Annotated in this window: 19 protein-coding genes; 9 read left to right on the top strand and 10 right to left on the bottom strand. The window is 50.0% G+C overall.

The features are described 5' to 3' along the window. Nucleotides 1–216: 216 nt before the first annotated feature. A complete protein-coding gene (locus tag J0A68_RS12925; protein ID WP_206578635.1) occupies nt 217–483 on the top strand; it encodes a hypothetical protein in 267 nt (88 codons plus the stop codon). Nucleotides 484–650: 167 nt separating this feature from the next. On the opposite strand, the gene J0A68_RS12920 is transcribed toward J0A68_RS12925, so the two are convergent. From J0A68_RS12920 to J0A68_RS12880, 9 genes are all read right to left on the bottom strand, one after another. Continuing rightward, entirely contained in the window at nt 651–1,064 is a 414-nt protein-coding gene (locus J0A68_RS12920; protein ID WP_206578634.1) for a cupin domain-containing protein, read from the bottom strand. A 58-nt stretch (nt 1,065–1,122) separates the two neighbouring features. Then, on the bottom strand, nt 1,123–2,253 hold the full coding sequence (locus tag J0A68_RS12915) for an L-dopachrome tautomerase-related protein (protein WP_236025587.1): 1,131 nt from the start codon (nt 2,251–2,253) through the stop codon (nt 1,123–1,125). Nucleotides 2,254–2,272: 19 nt separating this feature from the next. Further along, a complete protein-coding gene (locus tag J0A68_RS12910; RefSeq protein ID WP_206578633.1) occupies nt 2,273–3,208 on the bottom strand; it encodes an NADP-dependent oxidoreductase in 936 nt (311 codons plus the stop codon). A 165-nt stretch (nt 3,209–3,373) separates the two neighbouring features. Further along, entirely contained in the window at nt 3,374–4,264 is an 891-nt protein-coding gene (locus tag J0A68_RS12905; protein WP_206578632.1) for a helix-turn-helix domain-containing protein, read from the bottom strand. 33 nt (nt 4,265–4,297) lie between these two features. After that, a complete protein-coding gene (locus J0A68_RS12900; RefSeq protein ID WP_206578631.1) occupies nt 4,298–5,122 on the bottom strand; it encodes an SDR family NAD(P)-dependent oxidoreductase in 825 nt (274 codons plus the stop codon). Nucleotides 5,123–5,486: 364 nt separating this feature from the next. Next, nucleotides 5,487–6,965 carry a sulfatase family protein gene (locus tag J0A68_RS12895; RefSeq protein ID WP_206578630.1) on the bottom strand — a complete coding sequence of 493 codons (1,479 nt, stop codon included), beginning with the start codon at nt 6,963–6,965 and terminating at the stop codon, nt 5,487–5,489. 47 nt (nt 6,966–7,012) lie between these two features. Beyond that, nucleotides 7,013–8,449, bottom strand: a complete 1,437-nt coding sequence (locus J0A68_RS12890) for a sulfatase family protein (protein WP_206578629.1) — start codon at nt 8,447–8,449, stop codon at nt 7,013–7,015. 655 nt (nt 8,450–9,104) lie between these two features. Next, nucleotides 9,105–10,046 (bottom strand): leucine-rich repeat domain-containing protein, encoded by a 942-nt coding sequence (locus tag J0A68_RS12885; RefSeq protein ID WP_206578628.1) that lies wholly within the window; start codon nt 10,044–10,046, stop codon nt 9,105–9,107. 240 nt (nt 10,047–10,286) lie between these two features. After that, a complete protein-coding gene (locus J0A68_RS12880) occupies nt 10,287–10,838 on the bottom strand; it encodes a hypothetical protein (protein ID WP_206578627.1) in 552 nt (183 codons plus the stop codon). Between the two features lie 623 nt (nt 10,839–11,461). Here J0A68_RS12880 and J0A68_RS12875 point away from each other — a divergent pair. From J0A68_RS12875 to J0A68_RS12860, 4 genes are all read left to right on the top strand, one after another. Then, nucleotides 11,462–11,881 carry an OsmC family protein gene (locus J0A68_RS12875; RefSeq protein WP_206578626.1) on the top strand — a complete coding sequence of 140 codons (420 nt, stop codon included), beginning with the start codon at nt 11,462–11,464 and terminating at the stop codon, nt 11,879–11,881. A gap of 40 nt (nt 11,882–11,921) precedes the next feature. Then, nucleotides 11,922–12,848 carry an alpha/beta fold hydrolase gene (locus J0A68_RS12870; protein ID WP_206578625.1) on the top strand — a complete coding sequence of 309 codons (927 nt, stop codon included), beginning with the start codon at nt 11,922–11,924 and terminating at the stop codon, nt 12,846–12,848. Nucleotides 12,849–13,020: 172 nt separating this feature from the next. Continuing rightward, nucleotides 13,021–13,944, top strand: a complete 924-nt coding sequence (locus J0A68_RS12865) for a DMT family transporter (RefSeq protein ID WP_206578624.1) — start codon at nt 13,021–13,023, stop codon at nt 13,942–13,944. Between the two features lie 98 nt (nt 13,945–14,042). Continuing rightward, nucleotides 14,043–14,903: a helix-turn-helix domain-containing protein gene (locus J0A68_RS12860; protein WP_206578623.1), complete on the top strand. Its 861-nt coding sequence runs from the start codon at nt 14,043–14,045 to the stop codon at nt 14,901–14,903. A gap of 31 nt (nt 14,904–14,934) precedes the next feature. Here the strand turns inward: J0A68_RS12860 and J0A68_RS12855 are convergent, their stop codons facing one another. Beyond that, nucleotides 14,935–15,291, bottom strand: a complete 357-nt coding sequence (locus J0A68_RS12855) for a winged helix-turn-helix transcriptional regulator (protein WP_206578622.1) — start codon at nt 15,289–15,291, stop codon at nt 14,935–14,937. A gap of 125 nt (nt 15,292–15,416) precedes the next feature. On the opposite strand from J0A68_RS12855, the gene J0A68_RS12850 reads away from it, so the two are divergent. The 4 genes from J0A68_RS12850 to J0A68_RS12835 all read left to right on the top strand — a co-directional run bounded on the left by J0A68_RS12850 (nt 15,417) and on the right by J0A68_RS12835 (nt 18,396). Then, nucleotides 15,417–16,208: an SDR family oxidoreductase gene (locus tag J0A68_RS12850; RefSeq protein WP_206578621.1), complete on the top strand. Its 792-nt coding sequence runs from the start codon at nt 15,417–15,419 to the stop codon at nt 16,206–16,208. 24 nt (nt 16,209–16,232) lie between these two features. Next, nucleotides 16,233–16,547: a Cif family virulence factor gene (locus tag J0A68_RS12845; protein WP_206578620.1), complete on the top strand. Its 315-nt coding sequence runs from the start codon at nt 16,233–16,235 to the stop codon at nt 16,545–16,547. Between the two features lie 368 nt (nt 16,548–16,915). Next, entirely contained in the window at nt 16,916–17,329 is a 414-nt protein-coding gene (locus J0A68_RS12840; protein ID WP_206578619.1) for an OsmC family peroxiredoxin, read from the top strand. A 68-nt stretch (nt 17,330–17,397) separates the two neighbouring features. Next, a complete protein-coding gene (locus J0A68_RS12835) occupies nt 17,398–18,396 on the top strand; it encodes an alpha/beta hydrolase (RefSeq protein ID WP_206578618.1) in 999 nt (332 codons plus the stop codon). The last annotated feature ends 21 nt before the right edge of the window (nt 18,397–18,417 follow it).

Here is an 18,417-nt window from a genome sequence, read left to right as displayed (position 1 = left end):
CCGGCTCAGGCTTGTCTAGTTGTTTAACCATTAACTTGAAAGAACAATGAACACAGTGGAGAAAAGGAATGGCCCACCTGCCTAGCCCAGCCCTTTCCCGGCGGGAGATTGTTTGACCTGCTGGATGATTTTGGCATCGGAAGGGCCACCGACGGAAATCCAGAGAAGCCAGCATTGGACTGGCCGAGATGTAAAACCCAAAACGAATTTTTGAAGATGGCAAAAAACACATTTCTGGAATATTACAAAACCATACTTGAAAAGGTCAGCTTTGACGGCGGCCTGGTCGCAAAGGAATACAGAAAGGCAAAAGAACTGCTCCAGGAGTCTGAGCAGCGGGAGCTTGACCAATGGCTAAAAAGTACCGGCTTGGTATCTTACCTTAGGCCGGTGACGCCTCAGATGCATCAAGGGTCAAGGTCGGAAAAAAGACCTTCCCAGCCCCTACCCCAATCCACGACATCTCCCAAGGCCCTGGCCTAGCCGTCAGATAGATTGGAGCAAAACGTCAAGATCCCGGACCTGCCATCCGGGATCTTTTTTTTGACTATACCAAACTGCCTTGAAACTTCCGGGGTGCAACGTCACCAACCGGCACAATGGATGACGACCCGTTCGCAAACTTGCCTCGTCTCCATCCCAAACTGGCTTCAGTTATCCTTGTAATAATTGTCGGTGCCGTCGATCCAGTCCGCTCTTGGCGGGGCGAAAAAATCAATATCGATGGTATCATCCTCCAAGGCAACGAAACTGTGCGGCAAGTTGGGAGGAATGATAATCCCCTGACCCGCCTTCACGATGTACTCCCTTTCACCAATGGTCACTTTTACACTCCCCTTGGTGATGAGAGAGTATTGTTCGTTTGGATGCTGATGTGTAGGTACGACAGCACCTTTCTTATAGGTGAAATAGCCAATCGTTCCCTGTTCTCCAGAGATCATGGCCCGGTTCAGCAGCTCGTTTACGGGCTTGGTCGGTAACTCTTCCAAGGTAAATGTCTGAACAGTCTGGGCATGTAGCGCTGCCGAACAGAGCAGAGCAACCAAAAAGAGCATTGTTTTCATTTTCATATTTTTTGGGGACGAATCTATCATCAAGGCAAAAACTAGGATATGATAGAGATTACAGTTTGATGCGATACACGGCGAAAGGCCTTTTGAACTTCTCCTGGCCCTGATGAAACCAAGGCATCAAGTGTATCTGCGAGGTGGTGAGGTAGAGGTAGCCGTCTTCGGAAATACTGTAACTGTCCGGCCAGAGCAGTTTTTCATCATCTTTGACGATGGTCTGCATCTGTAGATCAGGACTGATCTTCACCATCGCATTGGCCTCAAGGTCTCCAAAGTAGAGATTGCCCTGCTTGTCAAAAATCATCCCATCGGTGGTCACGAATCTCCCCAGATCTTCCACGCTCCGGCTTATTTGGGCATCCGTTTCCTTAAAGTCCCTCAGCAATCCAGTCTCGATTCTGTACAACCGGTCATCGGTAAGGGGCTTAAAGTAGAGGTATTTTCGGTCTGGACTAAGGGCGATTCCATCCGAATTCACTTTTAGCGCGGAGCCGTCACCTGTGCGGAGCTCAGTTCCCAAAGGCGAAAAACGGTAGGCCGCATCAGACTTTACCGATGGCGAGTTTGCCAAGACCTTTCTCGACTCACCGGAACGGATGTCCAAGACGACGATTCCACCGGAATTGGAATCGGTCAGATAGGCAAAACCGGCTTCGTTGTCCACACGGATATCATTGAGGTACACCTCCTCCCCGGCGACAGTCGCCGGAAAGCGGTAAATCCGTTCTACTGCATTGGTAGCTAGGTTGATTTTCACCACCTTATTGCTGCTTTGGTACACCTTGCCCAGACCGATTCCAGCTGCGTCCACCACCCACAGATAGCCTTGGTCGTCAGCAAACACCGCTTGGACACATACAAATTTGTCTTGCCCATCTTGTCCTATCTCAAAGCTGTTCCAGTCGGAGTTTGGATAAGGCAGCGGTTTGCCGTCCTTCACTTCCACCACCGAGTACGAATGGGCATCAAGCCAGTAGGGATAGTTCACAAAGAGCCGGTCCCCCTTCGTCACGGCTACCCCAGTCAACTGATACGTGCTGTCTGCAAAGACCTGTTCCAGTGCCACAGGATCTTCATGGGCTGGAGCAATGACAGTTTTAGCCTCCTTGGAAGGAACCTTGTTGCAGGCCGCTACGACCAGCGAGGCCAATGCCAAAAGTCTGAAATGAGTCGAGTTCATCATGTCGGAAAAATATTGATGATTAAAGGCTTAGCACCAGCTTCCCCACCGTCCTTCCGGTTTCCAGCTCGAGGTGTGCTTCTCTCATTTGCGCAAAAGGAAATATCTTGGAAACATGGGGCTTCACTACTCCGCTTTCCAACAGGGCCGCAATGGCCTGCATATCTTCCCCGCTAGACTGTACCAAAATGAAGTATCCCAGAACACCCTGTGAGGCGGTTTTTGAAGTGACTTCTTCGTTTAATCCAGTCGGAATGCTGATGATCGTACCGCCTGATTTGGTTACTTGCAGGGACTTGTCGATGTTCTCACCTCCGATTGTATCCAAGACGAAGTCGTATTTTCTGGCGGCACCTTCCCAGTCATACCCTTGGTAGTCGATGTGCGCATCCGCCCCCAATCCCAAGACAAATTCCCTGTTTTTTGCCGAGGATGTTCCGGTCACTTTCGCTCCCAGATGCTTGGCGATCTGTACGGCGACATGACCTACGCCCCCGGATGCCGCATGGATGAGCACTTCTTGGCCTGACTTGATTTTGGCATGGTGAACCAGTGCCTGATACGCCGTGAGGGCCACCAGCGTAGAGGCAGCGGCTTCTTCAAATGAGATGTTCGTGGGCTTCAGTGCCAATTGGTTTGCCGGGGCAGCCACGTATTCCGCATAGGCTTTGCCATGTCCGGGAAAGTTCACCATCCCAAAAACCTCGTCCCCAGTCCTGAATCTATCGTTGCTGCTTTCCTCGACGACTCCGGAGATATCCCAGCCCAAAATGAGCGGGCTTTCGTTTTTGATCCGTCCATAGACTCCCTTTCCGGCTCTGGTCTTTGCATCCACGGGATTGATGCTCACGGCTTTGACCCTTACCAGGACTTCGCCATTTTCGATAGTCGGCTTTTCGATTTCAGAATAGACTAGATTGTCTACACTTCCTGCTTCTTTCAATACGATTGCTTTCATAATTCTTTTTTTTTCAACGAACTGACTTGTTTGACATTGATGCAAAGTTCAAGAATCAAGCACCTTTGCGACTAACCCATTTCTCAGGAAGAATGGCACGGATTTACAGTAAAAAAAAATCCTCCCAAAAGGAGGATTGTACCGAAGCGCTTTGATCCCGTGCGCTCAATTCAAGTTTGATCTCATAAATTCAAGAGGCTTCATTCCTGTCTGCTTTTTGAAAAGGCGGGTGAAATAAGAGGCATTTTCAAAGCCCAGTTCATAAGCGATTTCTGCCACGCCTTTCCCACCAAGTCTCAATAGATTTTTGGCCTCGGAAATCATATAGCTATGGATCAGCTCCATGGCCGTCTTTCCGGTCTCCTGCTTCAACAGATCGCTCAGATACCTGGGGGAAATGAAAAGCTGCTCTGCCAGATACGCCACATTGGGAAGTCCGTTTTGCTCCAACATGCCCTCGCTGATATACCTTTTCAAAGCGTCGTTAAACTTCGAAGCGGTTTTACCCGTGACCTGGGCCCGATCTATAAACTGCCGTTTGTAGTAGCGCTGGGCATAGCTGAGAATGGAGGAAATGTGGCTTAGGATGATTTCGCGGCTGTACTCGTCTGGATTGGTGAAGTATTCGGTTTGGATTTTGGAATGGAGCTCCAATATCGTCTGTTCTTCTTTGGGCGAAAGATGGAGGGCCTCGGTGACTTCATAATCGAAGAAACTGAACTTCTCAATCTGCTTAAAAAGCTCGTGACCGCTGAGATAGTCCTCGTGGATCATCAGCATATAGCCCTTCTCCTCAAACTGAAGGTCTTTCAGCTCAATGATCTGTCTCGGCTTGGCGAAAAACAAACATCCGTTGTCATGGTCATAGGGCGTACGTCCGTACATGAATATGCCTGACTTTATTTTCTTAAAGGCTATGACATAGCAGTCGGTGGTAAACTCCCTATTTCCCAAAGTACAGGCTGACTGGCAGCCTATCATACTGAACAAAGGATGCTGGGGAGCATCCCAGTGATTACCCGTGTGTAGTTCCGTGAGCGTCTTATAATGGATCATGGCTGTCGGATAAAGGAAGACCTCAATACTGTTTCAATGGCCGTGGGCCGCTTCTGAAACCTCTTTCCACTCGTTCCAAGTTCGCAATTTCTCGGAATATATTTTCTCGGTCTTTCTCAGCCCGACTTTTCCCAAAAACAAACGAAGCGGTGGATTTTCACTGTCGATCAACTTCAAAATCGCAGGAACCGTCGCCTCTGGTTTTCCATAGTCTTTTGGCAATAGCCCGTCCACGTTTGCCAAGCTGGATTTCAACTGGTCGTAGGCGGGAATCGCTTCGCCCTGTACTGCTGAACTTCCACCAAAATCGGTGGTGTAGCCATTTGGCTCTACCATCGTCACTTTGACCCCAAAGTCCCTTACTTCATCAGCCAAGGCCTCGCTGAAGCCCTCCACGGCGAATTTTGTCGCGTTGTAAATCCCCAAAGTGGGAAGACTCCAAACGCCCAAAACACTGGAAAGCTGAATCACGTGGCCACTGCCCTGGGCCCTAAAGATGGGCAAAGCGGCCTGCGTCACCCAAAGCGTCCCGAATACATTTGCCTCAAAAATGTCTTTGGTCTCTTTCTCACCGACCTCTTCCACTGCCCCAAAGACCCCATATCCCGCATTGTTGATCACGACGTCCAACTGGCCGAAATGTTCCTTGGCAGCTTTTACCGCCTCAGATACCGCCTTCCGATCTGTGATGTCCAATGAAATCGAAAGGAAGTTTTCCGGATATTCGGCTTCCAGTTGCTTGAAAACCTCCGCACTTCTGGAAGTTGCAGCCACCTTGTCGCCTCTCTTGAGCAGGGCTTCTGTCCATAGCCTGCCAAAACCCCTTGATGCGCCTGTGATAAAAATAGTTTTTGCCATTTTCGTTAGAATTTAAGTGTCACTACTGATTTTTTGATAGGACAAAGTTAGGCTGGCGAGGAAGCGGGAGGCTAGCCCATTTCAGCGGAAGAATGGCACAGAATTACGTGGGGAATGCGGATTTGGACACGCTTGTGCGGCAGCTCATGCCAAGCGGCTACGTAGGAAATGGATAAAAAACAAATCGGCGGTGCTAGGCGAGCAAATAGACCGCAGGGGTACTCTCGAGTAAGAGCCGATCTCAAATGAAGAATGATGGGAAATCCCCGCCAACTTCTATGACGCCCCCTCTATCAATAATCCTGCGGTCATTTTTTGGACTCACGACACCTTTTTGAGGTCAGGCGTCCAGTCTTTCCCTCGACTACCTGAGCTGTAGGTAGTCCTCGGTTCGGAGGCTGTCACTGCTGTCATAGAGGTAGTTCCACTGGGTCATGTAGTAGTCCGCCGGCATAAATCTATCCTTGGTTTGCTTCAGCTTGGACTGAAGGACTTTTTCCAACCGCGCCTGAAGTTCCTTGGATTCCGGCTGGTTGACCAGGTTTTGTTGCTGGAAAGGGTCAGTCTGGTTGTCGTACAGCAGCCAAGGCCCTTCGAGATCTTTGACATAGGTGTAGCGCTCGCTCCTGATTCCCCGAAACTCCCGGCCCCCATTCATAAACTTCCACTCGTGAAACGGCACCGGCAGCATGATCAGGGCCCCGTCATTGCCCAGGTCTTCACCTGCGATGAGAGGCTTGGAATAGTCCGTACCCTCCACTGTCTTTGGGATTTTTATCCCACTAAGGCCCAGCAGCGTCGGCAACAAGTCCGGCGTATTGATAGGTGCGCGCACGTGCCGGGCTTGGGACAGCTTCTCCGGATAGCGGATCAGCATGGGCACTTTGATAGACTCGTCGTAGGGGCGCTGCTTCCTCAAGACTCCCTTGGAAAAAAGCATGTCCCCATGCTCCGAAGTAAACACGATGATGGTATTGTCCGACAGGCCCTCTTTTTCCACGGCTGCCAAAAGATCGCCCATGGCCTTGTCCAATGCGGTGATGTGGGCATAATAATCCGCTATGATCTGCCTCGCGCTGTCCTGAAACTCCTCCGGGACATTGGGCCTGAGCGTGATCTTTGCGGGATCGTAGAGCTTCCGGTATTCCTCCGGAGCGGTATGATAGGGATTGTGCGGAGGCCCCCAGGAAAGCATGATCAAAAAGGGATTGTCCTTGTTTTTCTTGATGTAGGAAATGGCGCTGTCCGTCTGGGGAAAGGCATCGTACCCTTCCCAAATCTGCTTCTGGTCATTTTCGTCGAAGTAAAAGGAGTTGTTGTAGTCGTGGGTCACTTCCCGCACCTTCCAATAGTCAAAGCCCTGCCTGCGATCCTTGGGGACGGGTTTGTCCCTTGCGCTAAAGGGATGCTCACCCCGCGCATGGCCGTTGAGATGCCATTTCCCAATGTAACCGGTTTGGTATCCCTGCTCCTTGTAGATCTCCGCCATCGTCAGCGCTTCATTGGGCAGGGGCTTGTCGTTGTAAAACACCCCGTGGGTCAGCGGGTATTGGCCGGTGAGAAAGCTCGCCCGCCAAGGCGCACAGACCGCCATGACGGTCACCGCATTCTCGAAGACCAGGCTTTCCTTGGCCAATCTGTCCAAGTGAGGCGTGAGCACGTCGTTGTTGCCCATGTATCCCACGGCATCGGAACGCCACTGGTCGGCAAGGACAAAAATAACATTGGGTTTGGTTGCTTTTTCGACCGGATCAACGGCTAGGATCGACCTGAATCCCAGTATGGAGAGTGCCCCCAACACCAAGGCCGACAGTCTTATGTTTCTATGGATTGTCCCAAACATGGTTTTTCGTGAGTTAGTGGATAGTTTATTTTGGGCGAAAGCCGCTTTCAGTCCAATCTCTTGGATTCCAGGTCTTTCGCCAAGGAGTCGAACTTGGACCGCATGTCGGCCAGTTTTTCCCGGTAGCGAGCATCCCCCGCCAGGTTGGTGAGTTCATAGGGGTCTTCTGCCAAGTGGTACAGCTCTTCGTGATCGGGATCATTCCGATACCTGAAGTACTTCCAATCCTTTGTTCGCAAGCCTTCGCTGGGCGCGATGATGTCCACCTCCCAGAGATGTTCGGCCACAAATGCCGTCCTTTCCTCCAAGCTGGAAACACCCTCCACCTCGGTCACCAGGCTGCGGCCCTGCCACTCTTTGGGTATGTCCATGCCCGCCAAATCAAAGATGGTGGAAGCGATATCCACGTTGAGCGCCATGCCTTCCACCCTTCGGGCTCCCCGCTTTCTCGGGTCATGGATGATCAGCGGCACCCGCAGGGAATTGTCATACATCAGCCACTTACCTGCCAGCTGCCGCTCCCCGAGGAAGTACCCGTTGTCCCCCATCAGGATGATGACGGTATTGTCAGCCAGGCCTTTTTCTTCCAAAGCCTTCCGGATTTTGCCGATCTCAGCATCCACTTCGGAGATCATCCTGAAATATCCCTTGACACTGTGCTGGTACTTCTCAGGCGTGTCGTATCGCCAATGCCATCTGGTGCGGTTTTCTCCCGTCCGTACATACTCGGGCTGCGCCTGGAAATAGGAATCCTCCGCCAGCATGGGATCCGGCACCACCAAATCCCGGTACAGGCTATCAAACTCCGGCGACCAGAAATACTGGGCCTCAGCGGGATCATGTGCATGGGGAGCGCTGAAGCTAAGGGACAACACGAATGGTCTATCCTCCGGTGCCTCCTGGATGAAGTCGATCGCCTGCTGTCCCGTGTAGCGGGTGAGATGGACGGTGTCGCTTCCGATGGTTTTGAAGAAATAGCCTCTCCGGTCCTTGAAAGCACCGTTTCTGTCATAGCTTTCCCCCACGTCAAAAAGCCCGTCAAACCCGGAATAGCTGACCCCAAACTTTCCGAAGAACCCGGTATAATAACCCGAGCCCTTCAACAAGGCCGGATAGGACAGCCCGATGTACGGTGCTTTGATCTCGCCCTGTCCAAAGGTGTATCCATGCGTGCGCTCGTACATGCCGGTCAGGATGCTGGCACGGCTGGCCGCACAAATGGGCGTGGTGACAAAGGCATTTTCGAAATAAGTCCCCTCCGAGGCCAAACGGTCCATCTCGGGAGTGTGGATCATCCCATTGCCGGCAAAGCCCAACGCATCCCAGCGCTGGTCATCCGTGAGGATGAAAAGGATATTCGGTCTTTTGCTCTGGGCGTCAAGCTCCAGCGGCAGCCACAGCAGGGTAAGCAGCCACAGGTATGAAAATCTGCCCAGCCGGGCGCCGCCCGAGGCGGAACGTCTAAATCTTTTGTAACAATGCATGCTTAATATCCAGGATTCTGGTCCAAAGTATTGACTGACTACACTACCTCTTCCCTACCGACCAAACCGACGAGGTGAGCAGCGTTCACCGGAAAGAAAAAGTTGACCATCGATCCCGTCAGCCGGGTTCAGGCACTGGTTTTCACAATGCAAAAACCTTGGATTTCAGCGTCTTTATCGCACTGCCGCCGTGATGGGATTTGACAATCAAAATGCTGCGTTTGTCGAAAAATGACAAGCTGGGAGAGGTATAATTTTTGATTTTTCGAGCCTTTCTCCGTCCTGCACTATCAGGGTGGAAGATGGGGTTGGACAATGCTTGGCGGTAGGAAGCTCCCCGCTACTGGGTGGTACCGCGACAGCTGTACGGGAGCAATTGCACCCTTCTACCCTTGTCAATTTTTAACTGGCCCTCTATCCCATTGTTTTGTCCCCTCAGCAAATTCCAACTTTGTATTGATAAAAAAAAGTGCAGATCCAATCTACAGCTAGCCCTACAAATTTTCCACTACGCCCAGCGGGGACTACAACTAGTCCAAATCAGTTTTATACTACTCCCAGTCAGGCGATTGAATGCCATCAGCAAAGATATGCCTGCTTTCACATTTAACTCACTAAGAATAAACAATTTCCTTCAAACACAATTGAAAGCCATCTACTCAATCCTATTCAATATAAGATTATCGTAAGACTCTATTTTAAGCCTCGTGTCATCTCCCAATTCCAAACTTGTGTTAATAAACACCTCCCCTTTAAACCTCCCTAGTTCAGCCAAATGAATATCTTCTTCACTTTCAAATACGTCATCAAGAATGATTCTTTCCAGATTCGGCAATTCAGCAAGTCTTCCAATATTGGCGCAACTGCCAATCTTTATTTCACTCAAATGAAGTATCTCTATAGATTCACATTTGCTCAATACTCCGATCATTTGATAAACATCCATTCCCTCGTTTCCAACAAACAAACTTTTCAAAGTCTTGATATTAGTAATTTCCTGCGGCAACTCTAAGAAAGAATTACCTGTTAGGACTAGCATTTCCAATTGTTCGAAATTTCCAAAACTAAATGGCAAGGATCTAAGATTGTTGTTCTGCAACAGCAAACTAGCAAGTTTTCTCATCGAACCTATTTTCTCAGGAAGGTGGGCTATTCTATTGTTGCTAAACTCAAGATTAACAAGATTACACAAGTCCAAAATACTTCCGGGAATAGATTCAATTTCACAAAAGTTTAAAATTAATTTCTCAAGCAAGGGAAATGAATTTTCCTCTAACAAGGATGCCAAATCAATTTCCGAACTTCCCGAAAGGTCTAGAAACCTTAGTCTTGGAGCGTCAAAAGAGGAAAATGACTCGATTTTTGAATCTGAAATCTTCAGCATCTGCAATTTGGGCAGGTTTTGCAGACCACTAGGAATTGACCTTAGAGAAGTATCACGAAGATAAACACTTACAGTCTTTCTCGGATTTTTTAAAGCCTCCTCAATCGAATACACCGATTGACTCCATAACTTTTCCTCAGAAAAGAATCGCTGCGCAAAAAGATCCTGAATACAAATGGATAAAATGAAAAATAAAGAAATAGCCACTTTCATGTCCAAATATCCGGTTTTATCCTCTCCCTCCGCTGGGTGAAGTTCACAACTTTATCCATTTTTCCTTTCGATCCCGTTATCGGGATGCAATTGCCTTCTTTTCTATTCCTTCGTGCCCCAGCAAAATGAAAATTTGTATTGATAAAAAGGTGTAGATGTAATCTACAGCTAGTCCCTACAAACTTTCCACTAGATCCACCTGGGGACAAAGAACGAAAAAGGAAAGCCAATCCATCCTACTTATAATTCTGTCGCATATTTTCCGCCTTTGGATCTTATAAGGTCATGGATTCTTTGATACTCGTCTATCTTCAACTGGTCAACAGGTGGTCTTTTCCTCATTTCCCCCATCCTTCTCACTAGGTAGTCCAGCACTGTTTCCCCATCGTAATCTGTGAAATTCACATCCAGTTGGTAACGTTTTACCATTTCTACGGTAAAGCCAGGTAGTCCACCTTCGATAGTATACTTAAGGATATTCTTGCCCGTGGCAGTATTTGTAGAAAACTCGCAGGTAAGAAGTTGCCGGTACTTGTTCCAGAAACATTGCACTTTTTCCACACCTTTATTGAAGTCATCTTTTTGAGGGTCTGCGCCCGCCATTTTCCAAAGAGCTTCTTGGTAAGTGAAACTGAATCCGTCAATAGTGGAATATTCTGTACGGTTTACTTTGTTGCAAAGATCAATAATCTGGCTTTCGGTAGGCTTAGTACAGTCACAAGTGTCGGTTTGCGCATGCACTGAAACGAAAAACAAAAGGATGATTGGGACAGTGAGGAGGGGTTTGATCATATACTTTAGACAACTGGTATTTTATGTTGTTTGCTTACCCCCTATATTCTTCATCAGACTGTGTTCTCATGTCGAAACAGTCATTTTAAAGTATAATATATCGGGTTTCGGCTGTGCAGGTGGTTTTTTGAAAGAACTTAGTCCAAATATAGCATCAAAGCTGAACCATGCGATTAGTTTATGAGATCTATTTTTTTGATAGGCACTCCTTCTCGAGATAGTCAAAACACCGCGGCGACTGGGTAGAATTTTCCTATCCAAAACCCAGACCAAGGCCAAAATCCTCCTCTGGAAGATTTCTTGACGCCTTCTCCTACCCTACTATCGCTTCCATCCTTTTATCGGGATGCAATTGGCCTTCTTTTCTATTCCTTCGTCCCTTCAGCAAACTACAAATTTGTTTGGATAAAAAAGGTGTAGATGCAATCCACACCTAGCCCTATAAACTTTCCACTACGCCCAGCGGGGGCTCTACCGTCCGCTTTCCATCAGCAACCTGAAATCTCCCTCTCACCTCCATTAGGGAAAAATGTACAAGTTTCATGGCTTTTTATCCATTTTTTCAGCCGTGTCACAGCCACAACTTTGCACTATCAAATCACACGCAAAACAGGGAAACGCAAATGAAACGCTCAGCTAGTGCCATTTGGCTCGGAACATTGAAAAAAGGGGTGGGCAACCTTAGCTCACAAAGCAAAATCCTCAACAACACGCCGTACTCCTTTGTGAGTCGCTTTCAAAATCAGACCGGCACCAATCCCGAGGAACTGTTGGCAGCGGCCCACGCCAGCTGCTTCGCCATGCAGGTCAGCGCTGATCTCACTGTCGCGGGTTACAAACCGGAAGAGATCAAAACGGAAGCGGCGATCTCGCTGGACAACGGAACGATCTCCAAATCAGCCCTCAAGCTCGAAGCCAAAGTCCCCGGCATATCACAGGACCAGTTCTTCAAGATTGCCTACAAGTCCAAGGAAAACTGCCCTGTCAGCAAAGTGTACAACCTTGAGATCACCCTGGAAGCCCAGCTCCATCCCTCCAACTGAACACCAACCAAATCAAATACACACTTAAACAACACAAACTATGAAAACGAAAATCCTAACATTCGCACTAGTGGCAAGCCTGCTGCACAGCAACGCAGTGCTTTCCCAAGGAAAAAGACCAGCTGCCTCAGCCGGAAGACCGGAATACATCGAGGTGGAAAAAAACGTGAAGCTACACCTCGTCGATCTGGGCGAAGGCCAATCCATCGTCCTGATTCACGGATGGCCGCTGAACAACGCCATGTATGAGTACCAATACCAATACTTGGTAGAGAGAGGATTCCGCGTGATCGGCATTTCCCTGCGCGGCTTCGGCAAATCGGACAAACCCTATGGACGATACGACTTTGATGTTTTCTCAGATGACATCAAAGCGGTGCTCGAAAAGCTCAAGATTGAGAACGCCGTCCTCGGAGGCTTCTCCATGGGCGGCGCCGTCGCCCTGCACTACACCATCAAGTACGACGGAGCGCACCTGAGCAAGCTCGCGCTGTTTGCCGCCGCCGCGCCCTCTTGGCTACAGCGGCCTGGCTATCCCTATGGCCTTACGCCGGAAGGGGCAGCATCCTTTGTCGAGCTGACAAAAACAGACAGACCCCAGGTCTTGGACGGTTTCGACAAAGCCTTTGCCGCTACGGAAGGCGGGATCTCAAAAGGAATGTCGGAATGGCTGAGAGCGATCAATCTGGAAGCTTCCCCCTACGCCACCACGCAGTCCATCCAGTCACTCGCCAATCTTGACCTGCGCTCTGGCCTGACCAAGGTGGAGATTCCCGTGGCGATCTTTCACGGTGTCCAAGACAAGCTGTGCGACTTCGCATTTGCCGAGCAGCTCCACGAGGGAATTCAAAACTCCTATCTGGTCAAGTTTGAAAAAAGCGGCCATGCCCTATTCATCGAGGAGATGGAAAAATTCAACCTCGAGCTGGAGAAGTTTGCCAAGCAGGAGGCGCCAGCCAACAGCTGAGACCATCCACCGCTGCGGAGCCCAAACGCTCCGCAGCGTTCTTTTACGATCCTCCGCCTAGAAGGGATCCGCCTTTTTCAGGGGCCTTTTTCCCGTAAAACCAGTCCTTTCCCATTAAAGCCAGAAAGGGCCAATACCCTCCGCCAAGTTTCCAACAAGCATCGCTCTACCAATGACTTCGAACAAAAACCAAGCAGTCCTCTTGGGATTGCTCTCGGCCTTGTTTTTCTCCTTCACTTTCATCTTCAACCGGCTCATGGCCGTGAACGGAGGCAGCTGGATTTGGAGCGCTTCCCTGCGCTTCCTCTGGATGCTGCCGATATTCTTCCTGATTGTTTTTTGGAGGAAAAATTTGGGGCAGCTGCTGAAGGAACTGCAAAGACATCCTATCCAATGGCTGCTTTGGAGCACGGTAGGATTTGGGCTTTTCTACTCCACACTGACCTATGCCGCTGCCTATGGCCCATCATGGCTGATCGCCGGGACCTGGCAGATCACGATCGTGGCGGGATTGCTGCTATCCCCGCTGCTCAGCCAAGGCACGCAAACCAAAGGAATCCCCTTCTCCTCCTTCCTCTATTCGGCGCTCATCCTTCTGGGAATAGGAATGATGCAGCTCAGCCAGGCCGAAAACCTGAGCATCAAGGAATTGGGAACCGGAACCCTGCCTGTCATCGTCGCGGCTTTCGCTTTTCCCTTGGGAAACAGAAAGATGATGCAGCTCGTAGACGGAAGGCTAGACGCCTACCAACGCATTCTGGGCATGTTGATCGGTAGTCTGCCGTTTTGGATTCTCCTGGTCTGTGTCGAATGGGCCGGCGGCCAAGGACTCCCCTCATCGAGTCAGGCATTGCAGACTTTGGCAGTAGCCATTTCTTCTGGGCTCATCGCCACCGCGCTTTTCTTCTCGGCGACCAATCAGGTGAGAAAGGACGAAAAGTCCTTGGCAGCCGTCGAAGCTACCCAAGCCTCCGAGGTGGTCTTTTCGCTCATCGGGGAACTGGTCATTTTCAGTCCGGTTTTCCCAGGCTACTACACCCTGGCGGGAATAGGCCTGGTAGTCTTGGGCATGCTGCTGCACAGTCGAAAAAATTGACCTCAAAACCGACTCTCAGCATCAACAGCCAAGTGCAAAGAGCCGGAGTCGCCGGTTCGATTTTTTTTGTAACCTTGTACCATCGAACACCCACGCCAATGAACAACACTGCAGCCCTCTTTGAGTCCAACCACAAGAAATTAGGCATGGTTTCTTTCGACTCGGATTCGCTGGACCAGGTCAACGGCGAGGCATTTCGGACTTTTATCAAAGTTCTGTATGTCCCCCAGGGATATTCCCTAACGGTGGACTTCAATGACTACGAGGTCACGGTGCCCTCGCTTTTCTTCATAAACACCAACCAATACCTGCACATACACGCCGCGGGCCAGGAGAAGGGAGCGCTTATCTATTATAACCGGGACTTTTATTGTATCCAGATCCACGATGATGAGGTAGCCTGCGACGGCCTGTTGTTCAACAATATTTTTGAAATACCAAAGGTGGACTTGTTGCCGGAAGAATCGAAAACAGTCCGCCTGCTACTCATGCAAATCACGGATGAACTGACTGCCCAGGACAACTCCTCCGAAGAGATGATCCGCATCCATCTCAAGCAGATCATCATCCGCGCCACCAGAGCCTGGAAAAAACAATATCTCGAAAATGAGAGCCTGCAGTTGGCGGTGGCGGAGCAGGAGTTTTTCAGGAACTTCAGCAGGCTGGTGGATATACACTATCGGGAAAAACACAGTGTAGCCGACTATGCGTCGCTATTGAACATCGCCCCAAAGACGCTCACCCAAAAATTCCACAAGCTTCATCTGGAAAACCCCAACGAAATCATCAAAAACCGGATCGTACTGGAAGCCAAGCGGCTTTTGCTCTACACCGACTCGAGTATCAAGGAGATCGCCTTCAAACTAGGCTATGAGGATCCTGCCTACTTCAACCGGATGTTTACGCAGAAAGCCGGGGAAACGCCGGCTACCTTTCGCAAAGGGCTAAGTAAACAATAGGCGATTTTACTTCGGCAGGCTGATAGTACGGTCAAGCAAAACGCTTGGCTATCACGGCACGCAGCTGTCCGTCATTTTCATCAGCCCATTTACCCAATCCAGCGAGTACTGGAATCAAAGACTTCCCAAAATCGGTGAGGCTGAATTCTACTTTGGGCGGGACTACGGGGTATATTTTCTTGGTGATCAGTTCATGCTCTTCCAGTTCTTTGAGCTGAATGTTCAGTACCCGTCGGGAAGCATCCGGAATCTTGCGCTGCAGTTCACTGGGACGTAGCGCCCCCTCGTTGATAAACCACAACAGCCTAATTTTCCACTTACCATACAATACCTCCCCTATCAAATCCAGTCCACAATTGAGGTTGGGCAAAATCTTTCTTTCATACATAATCAATATTAAACCTATGCTCCAAATTATGCAATAGGGGAAAAATTGATCCCTATCTGAATCGTATTTCCGTACTTGTCCCAAGTGTACTTAAGGCTGAAATTTGTGCTATAGATTATAACACTATGGTACAAAACAACTTCAACAAGGAACTCGCAGGCAAAATAGCCCTGGTGACCGGCGGTACCAAAGGAGCGGGCAAAGCGATCGCAGAGCGGCTCCTGGAGGCTGGAGCGACTGTGGTCATCACCGCAAGAAACGCCCCCGAAAAGCCCGACGGAAGACTTCACTTCGTCCCGGCGGACCTGAGCACCCCGGCTGGAACAAAGAAAGTGGTAGCGGAAATCCTGCAGGAATTTGGCCGGCTGGACATCTTGGTCAACAACCTGGGAGGCTCGGAGTCCAAAGCTGGAGGCTATGCCGTCCTCACTGACGAAGACTGGGAGGAAGCCATCCAAACCAACCTTCTTGCTTCCGTACGGCTAGACCGGGCCTTCCTCCCGCAAATGATCGCGCGCAGCTCCGGCGTCATCATCCATATCGCGTCCATACAGGGCAGATTGCCTCTCTACGATGCGACACTGCCCTACGCAGCGGCGAAAGCCGGCCTTATCAACTACAGCAAAAGCCTTTCAAATGAAGTAGCGCCGAAAGGCGTGAGGGTTTTGACCGTCTCCCCAGGCTGGATCATGACCACCGCCGCGGAGCGGATGATGGAGAGGATCGCCGAGAGCTCGTCCATCACCACCGATCAAGCCAAACAAAGCGTGATGGACGCGCTGGGCGGAATCCCCATGGGCCGGCCCGCGCAGCCCGAAGAGGTAGCAGAACTCGTAGGCTTTTTGGCATCGCCACGAGCCAAGTATCTGACAGGTACAGAATACATCATCGACGGTGGGACCATCCCCACCATCTAATTATCCACTAAAAACAAACCTCACATGAACTTACCACAGGTATTGACAGCGCTGGTAGAAGCGCAAAACAAGCTCGACAGCGCAGCATTTTCCGAATGTTTCACCGAATCGGCCATCGTCTTTGACGAGGGAAAAACCTACCGGGGACGAAAGGAAATCCAAAACTGGATAGACAAGGCCAACAAGGAATTCCAAACCAGCATGAAACCGCTTGAATACTCGGAAGCCGAAAAGCAATTGAAAGCCGAAATAGCAGGCTCCTTTCCGGGCAGTCCGCTTGTCTTGACTTACCAGTATGATTTCGACAAAGGGCTGATCCAGTCCTTGAAAATTGCGTGAATTGAACCAACCCATTCGGACTGCCAGTCTGAATGGGTTTTTCTATAGCCCTGAAAACTCTCCGGGCAAATCAAGTCGGGCTCCGGCATTCAGCTTCGTTCGCCATCCAGCTGCCTGTTTTTTTCAAGTGATGGCGCTGTCGCGGCAAAGGCTCCAATCCTTTCGTCAAACTTATTCAGACAACTTCCTGCGCTCGGCTTTTTACCATTTCACCGCGGGGCAAAATCGACCGCCTGACAAGGCCGAATCGAAAAAAAATCCATCGAAGGGAAAAAAGTACAATCATAGTAGAATTTTAACCCTTTATCCATACCCTATCTGCGCCATACCTTTGCTTTATCAATAAGCAACAATCAAAACAAAAAGGTATGAAACGCAATGCAACGGCCGTCTGGAACGGCACCATCAACGAAGGCCGGGGACACCTCACTACGCAGAGTACAGTCCTCGACAAGACCCAGTATTCGTACAACAGCAAGTTTGCTGAGGGTGTAGGGACCAATCCCGAAGAACTACTGGCAGCTGCCCATGCAGGATGCTTTACCATGAAGCTAAGCCTGGACTTGACTCAGGCGGGATACCATCCCGAAGACCTCCAAACGAAATCCGTCATCACGCTCGACAACGGAAAGATCACGCAGTCAGAGCTGACGCTGAACGCGAAAGTGGACGGGATCTCCGCTGGGGAATTTGAAAGAATCGCCAAAGAAACGGAGAAAACCTGCCCTGTAGGTTCCGCATTCAACTTTGACATCATCTTAAACCTCCACCTCCAAAACTAACTACCATGAAATCCACCTATTTAAAACTCCTGTCTTTAGTATCATTTACCATCATAAACTCCAACATCATGGCACAATCAAATCCCGCATCCCAAGATCCGAACATCGGAAGAGAAACCAGAGAATTCCTGAAAGCCCTCAACAGTGGCGACGGAAAACCCTTGGAAACTTTGGCACCAGTTGACGCCCGACAGGTTTTGGTCGGCGCACAACAATCGGTGAGCTTTGACTACTCCGACATCGATGAGTCCGAACGAACCATCACCCAAGATGGGCACAGCCTGACCATCCACATCGTAAAACCCAAAGGGGCTCAAGAAGGACTTCCCGTCTTCATGTTCTTCCACGGCGGCATGTTCTTCCACGGCGGCGGATGGGTTTTGGGCGACTACCCTACCCACAAAAGGCTCGTTCGTGACCTGGTCGTCCACAGCGGTGCGGTAGCAGTCTTCCCAGACTACACTCCCTCTCCCGAAGCGAGGTTCCCTGTCGCCATCAACCAAGCCTATGCAGCCACAAAATGGGTTGCGGAACATGGAAACGAGATCGGCGTGGACGCCAGCAGGCTAGCCGTAGTGGGCAACAGCGTTGGCGGTAACATGGCCGCCGTCGTAGCCCTGATGGCCAAGGACAAAAATGGCCCTAAACTGGCTCAGCAGGTACTTTTGTGGCCTGTCACTGACTCGGATTTCAGCCGACCATCCTACACCCAATTTGCCCAGGAGAGGTTTCTGACCACCCCGCTGATGAAATGGATGTGGGACAACTACCTGCCGGATCTGAAAGAACGCGACAACAAATACGCTTCCCCACTGAAAGCCTCTCTGGAGGAACTGAGCGGATTGCCTCCCGCGTTGGTTCAGATCGCGGAAAACGACATTCTGCACGACGAAGGCCTGGCCTATGGAAGAAAGCTGGATGAAGCCGGGGTTCCGACCACCATCACCGAATACAGAGGATTTATCCACGACTACGGGATGCTCAATCCGTTGGCACACATCCCTGCGGTGCAGCAATCTGTGCTGGATGCGGCGACCGCTTTGAAAAAGGCCCTGCAAGGGAAATAAGCAAGCAAATCATAGTACAGC

Source organism: Algoriphagus oliviformis (assembly GCF_017254915.1).
Lineage (GTDB): Bacteria > Bacteroidota > Bacteroidia > Cytophagales > Cyclobacteriaceae > Algoriphagus > Algoriphagus oliviformis.
This window is presented reverse-complemented; position numbering and strand designations above follow the sequence as displayed.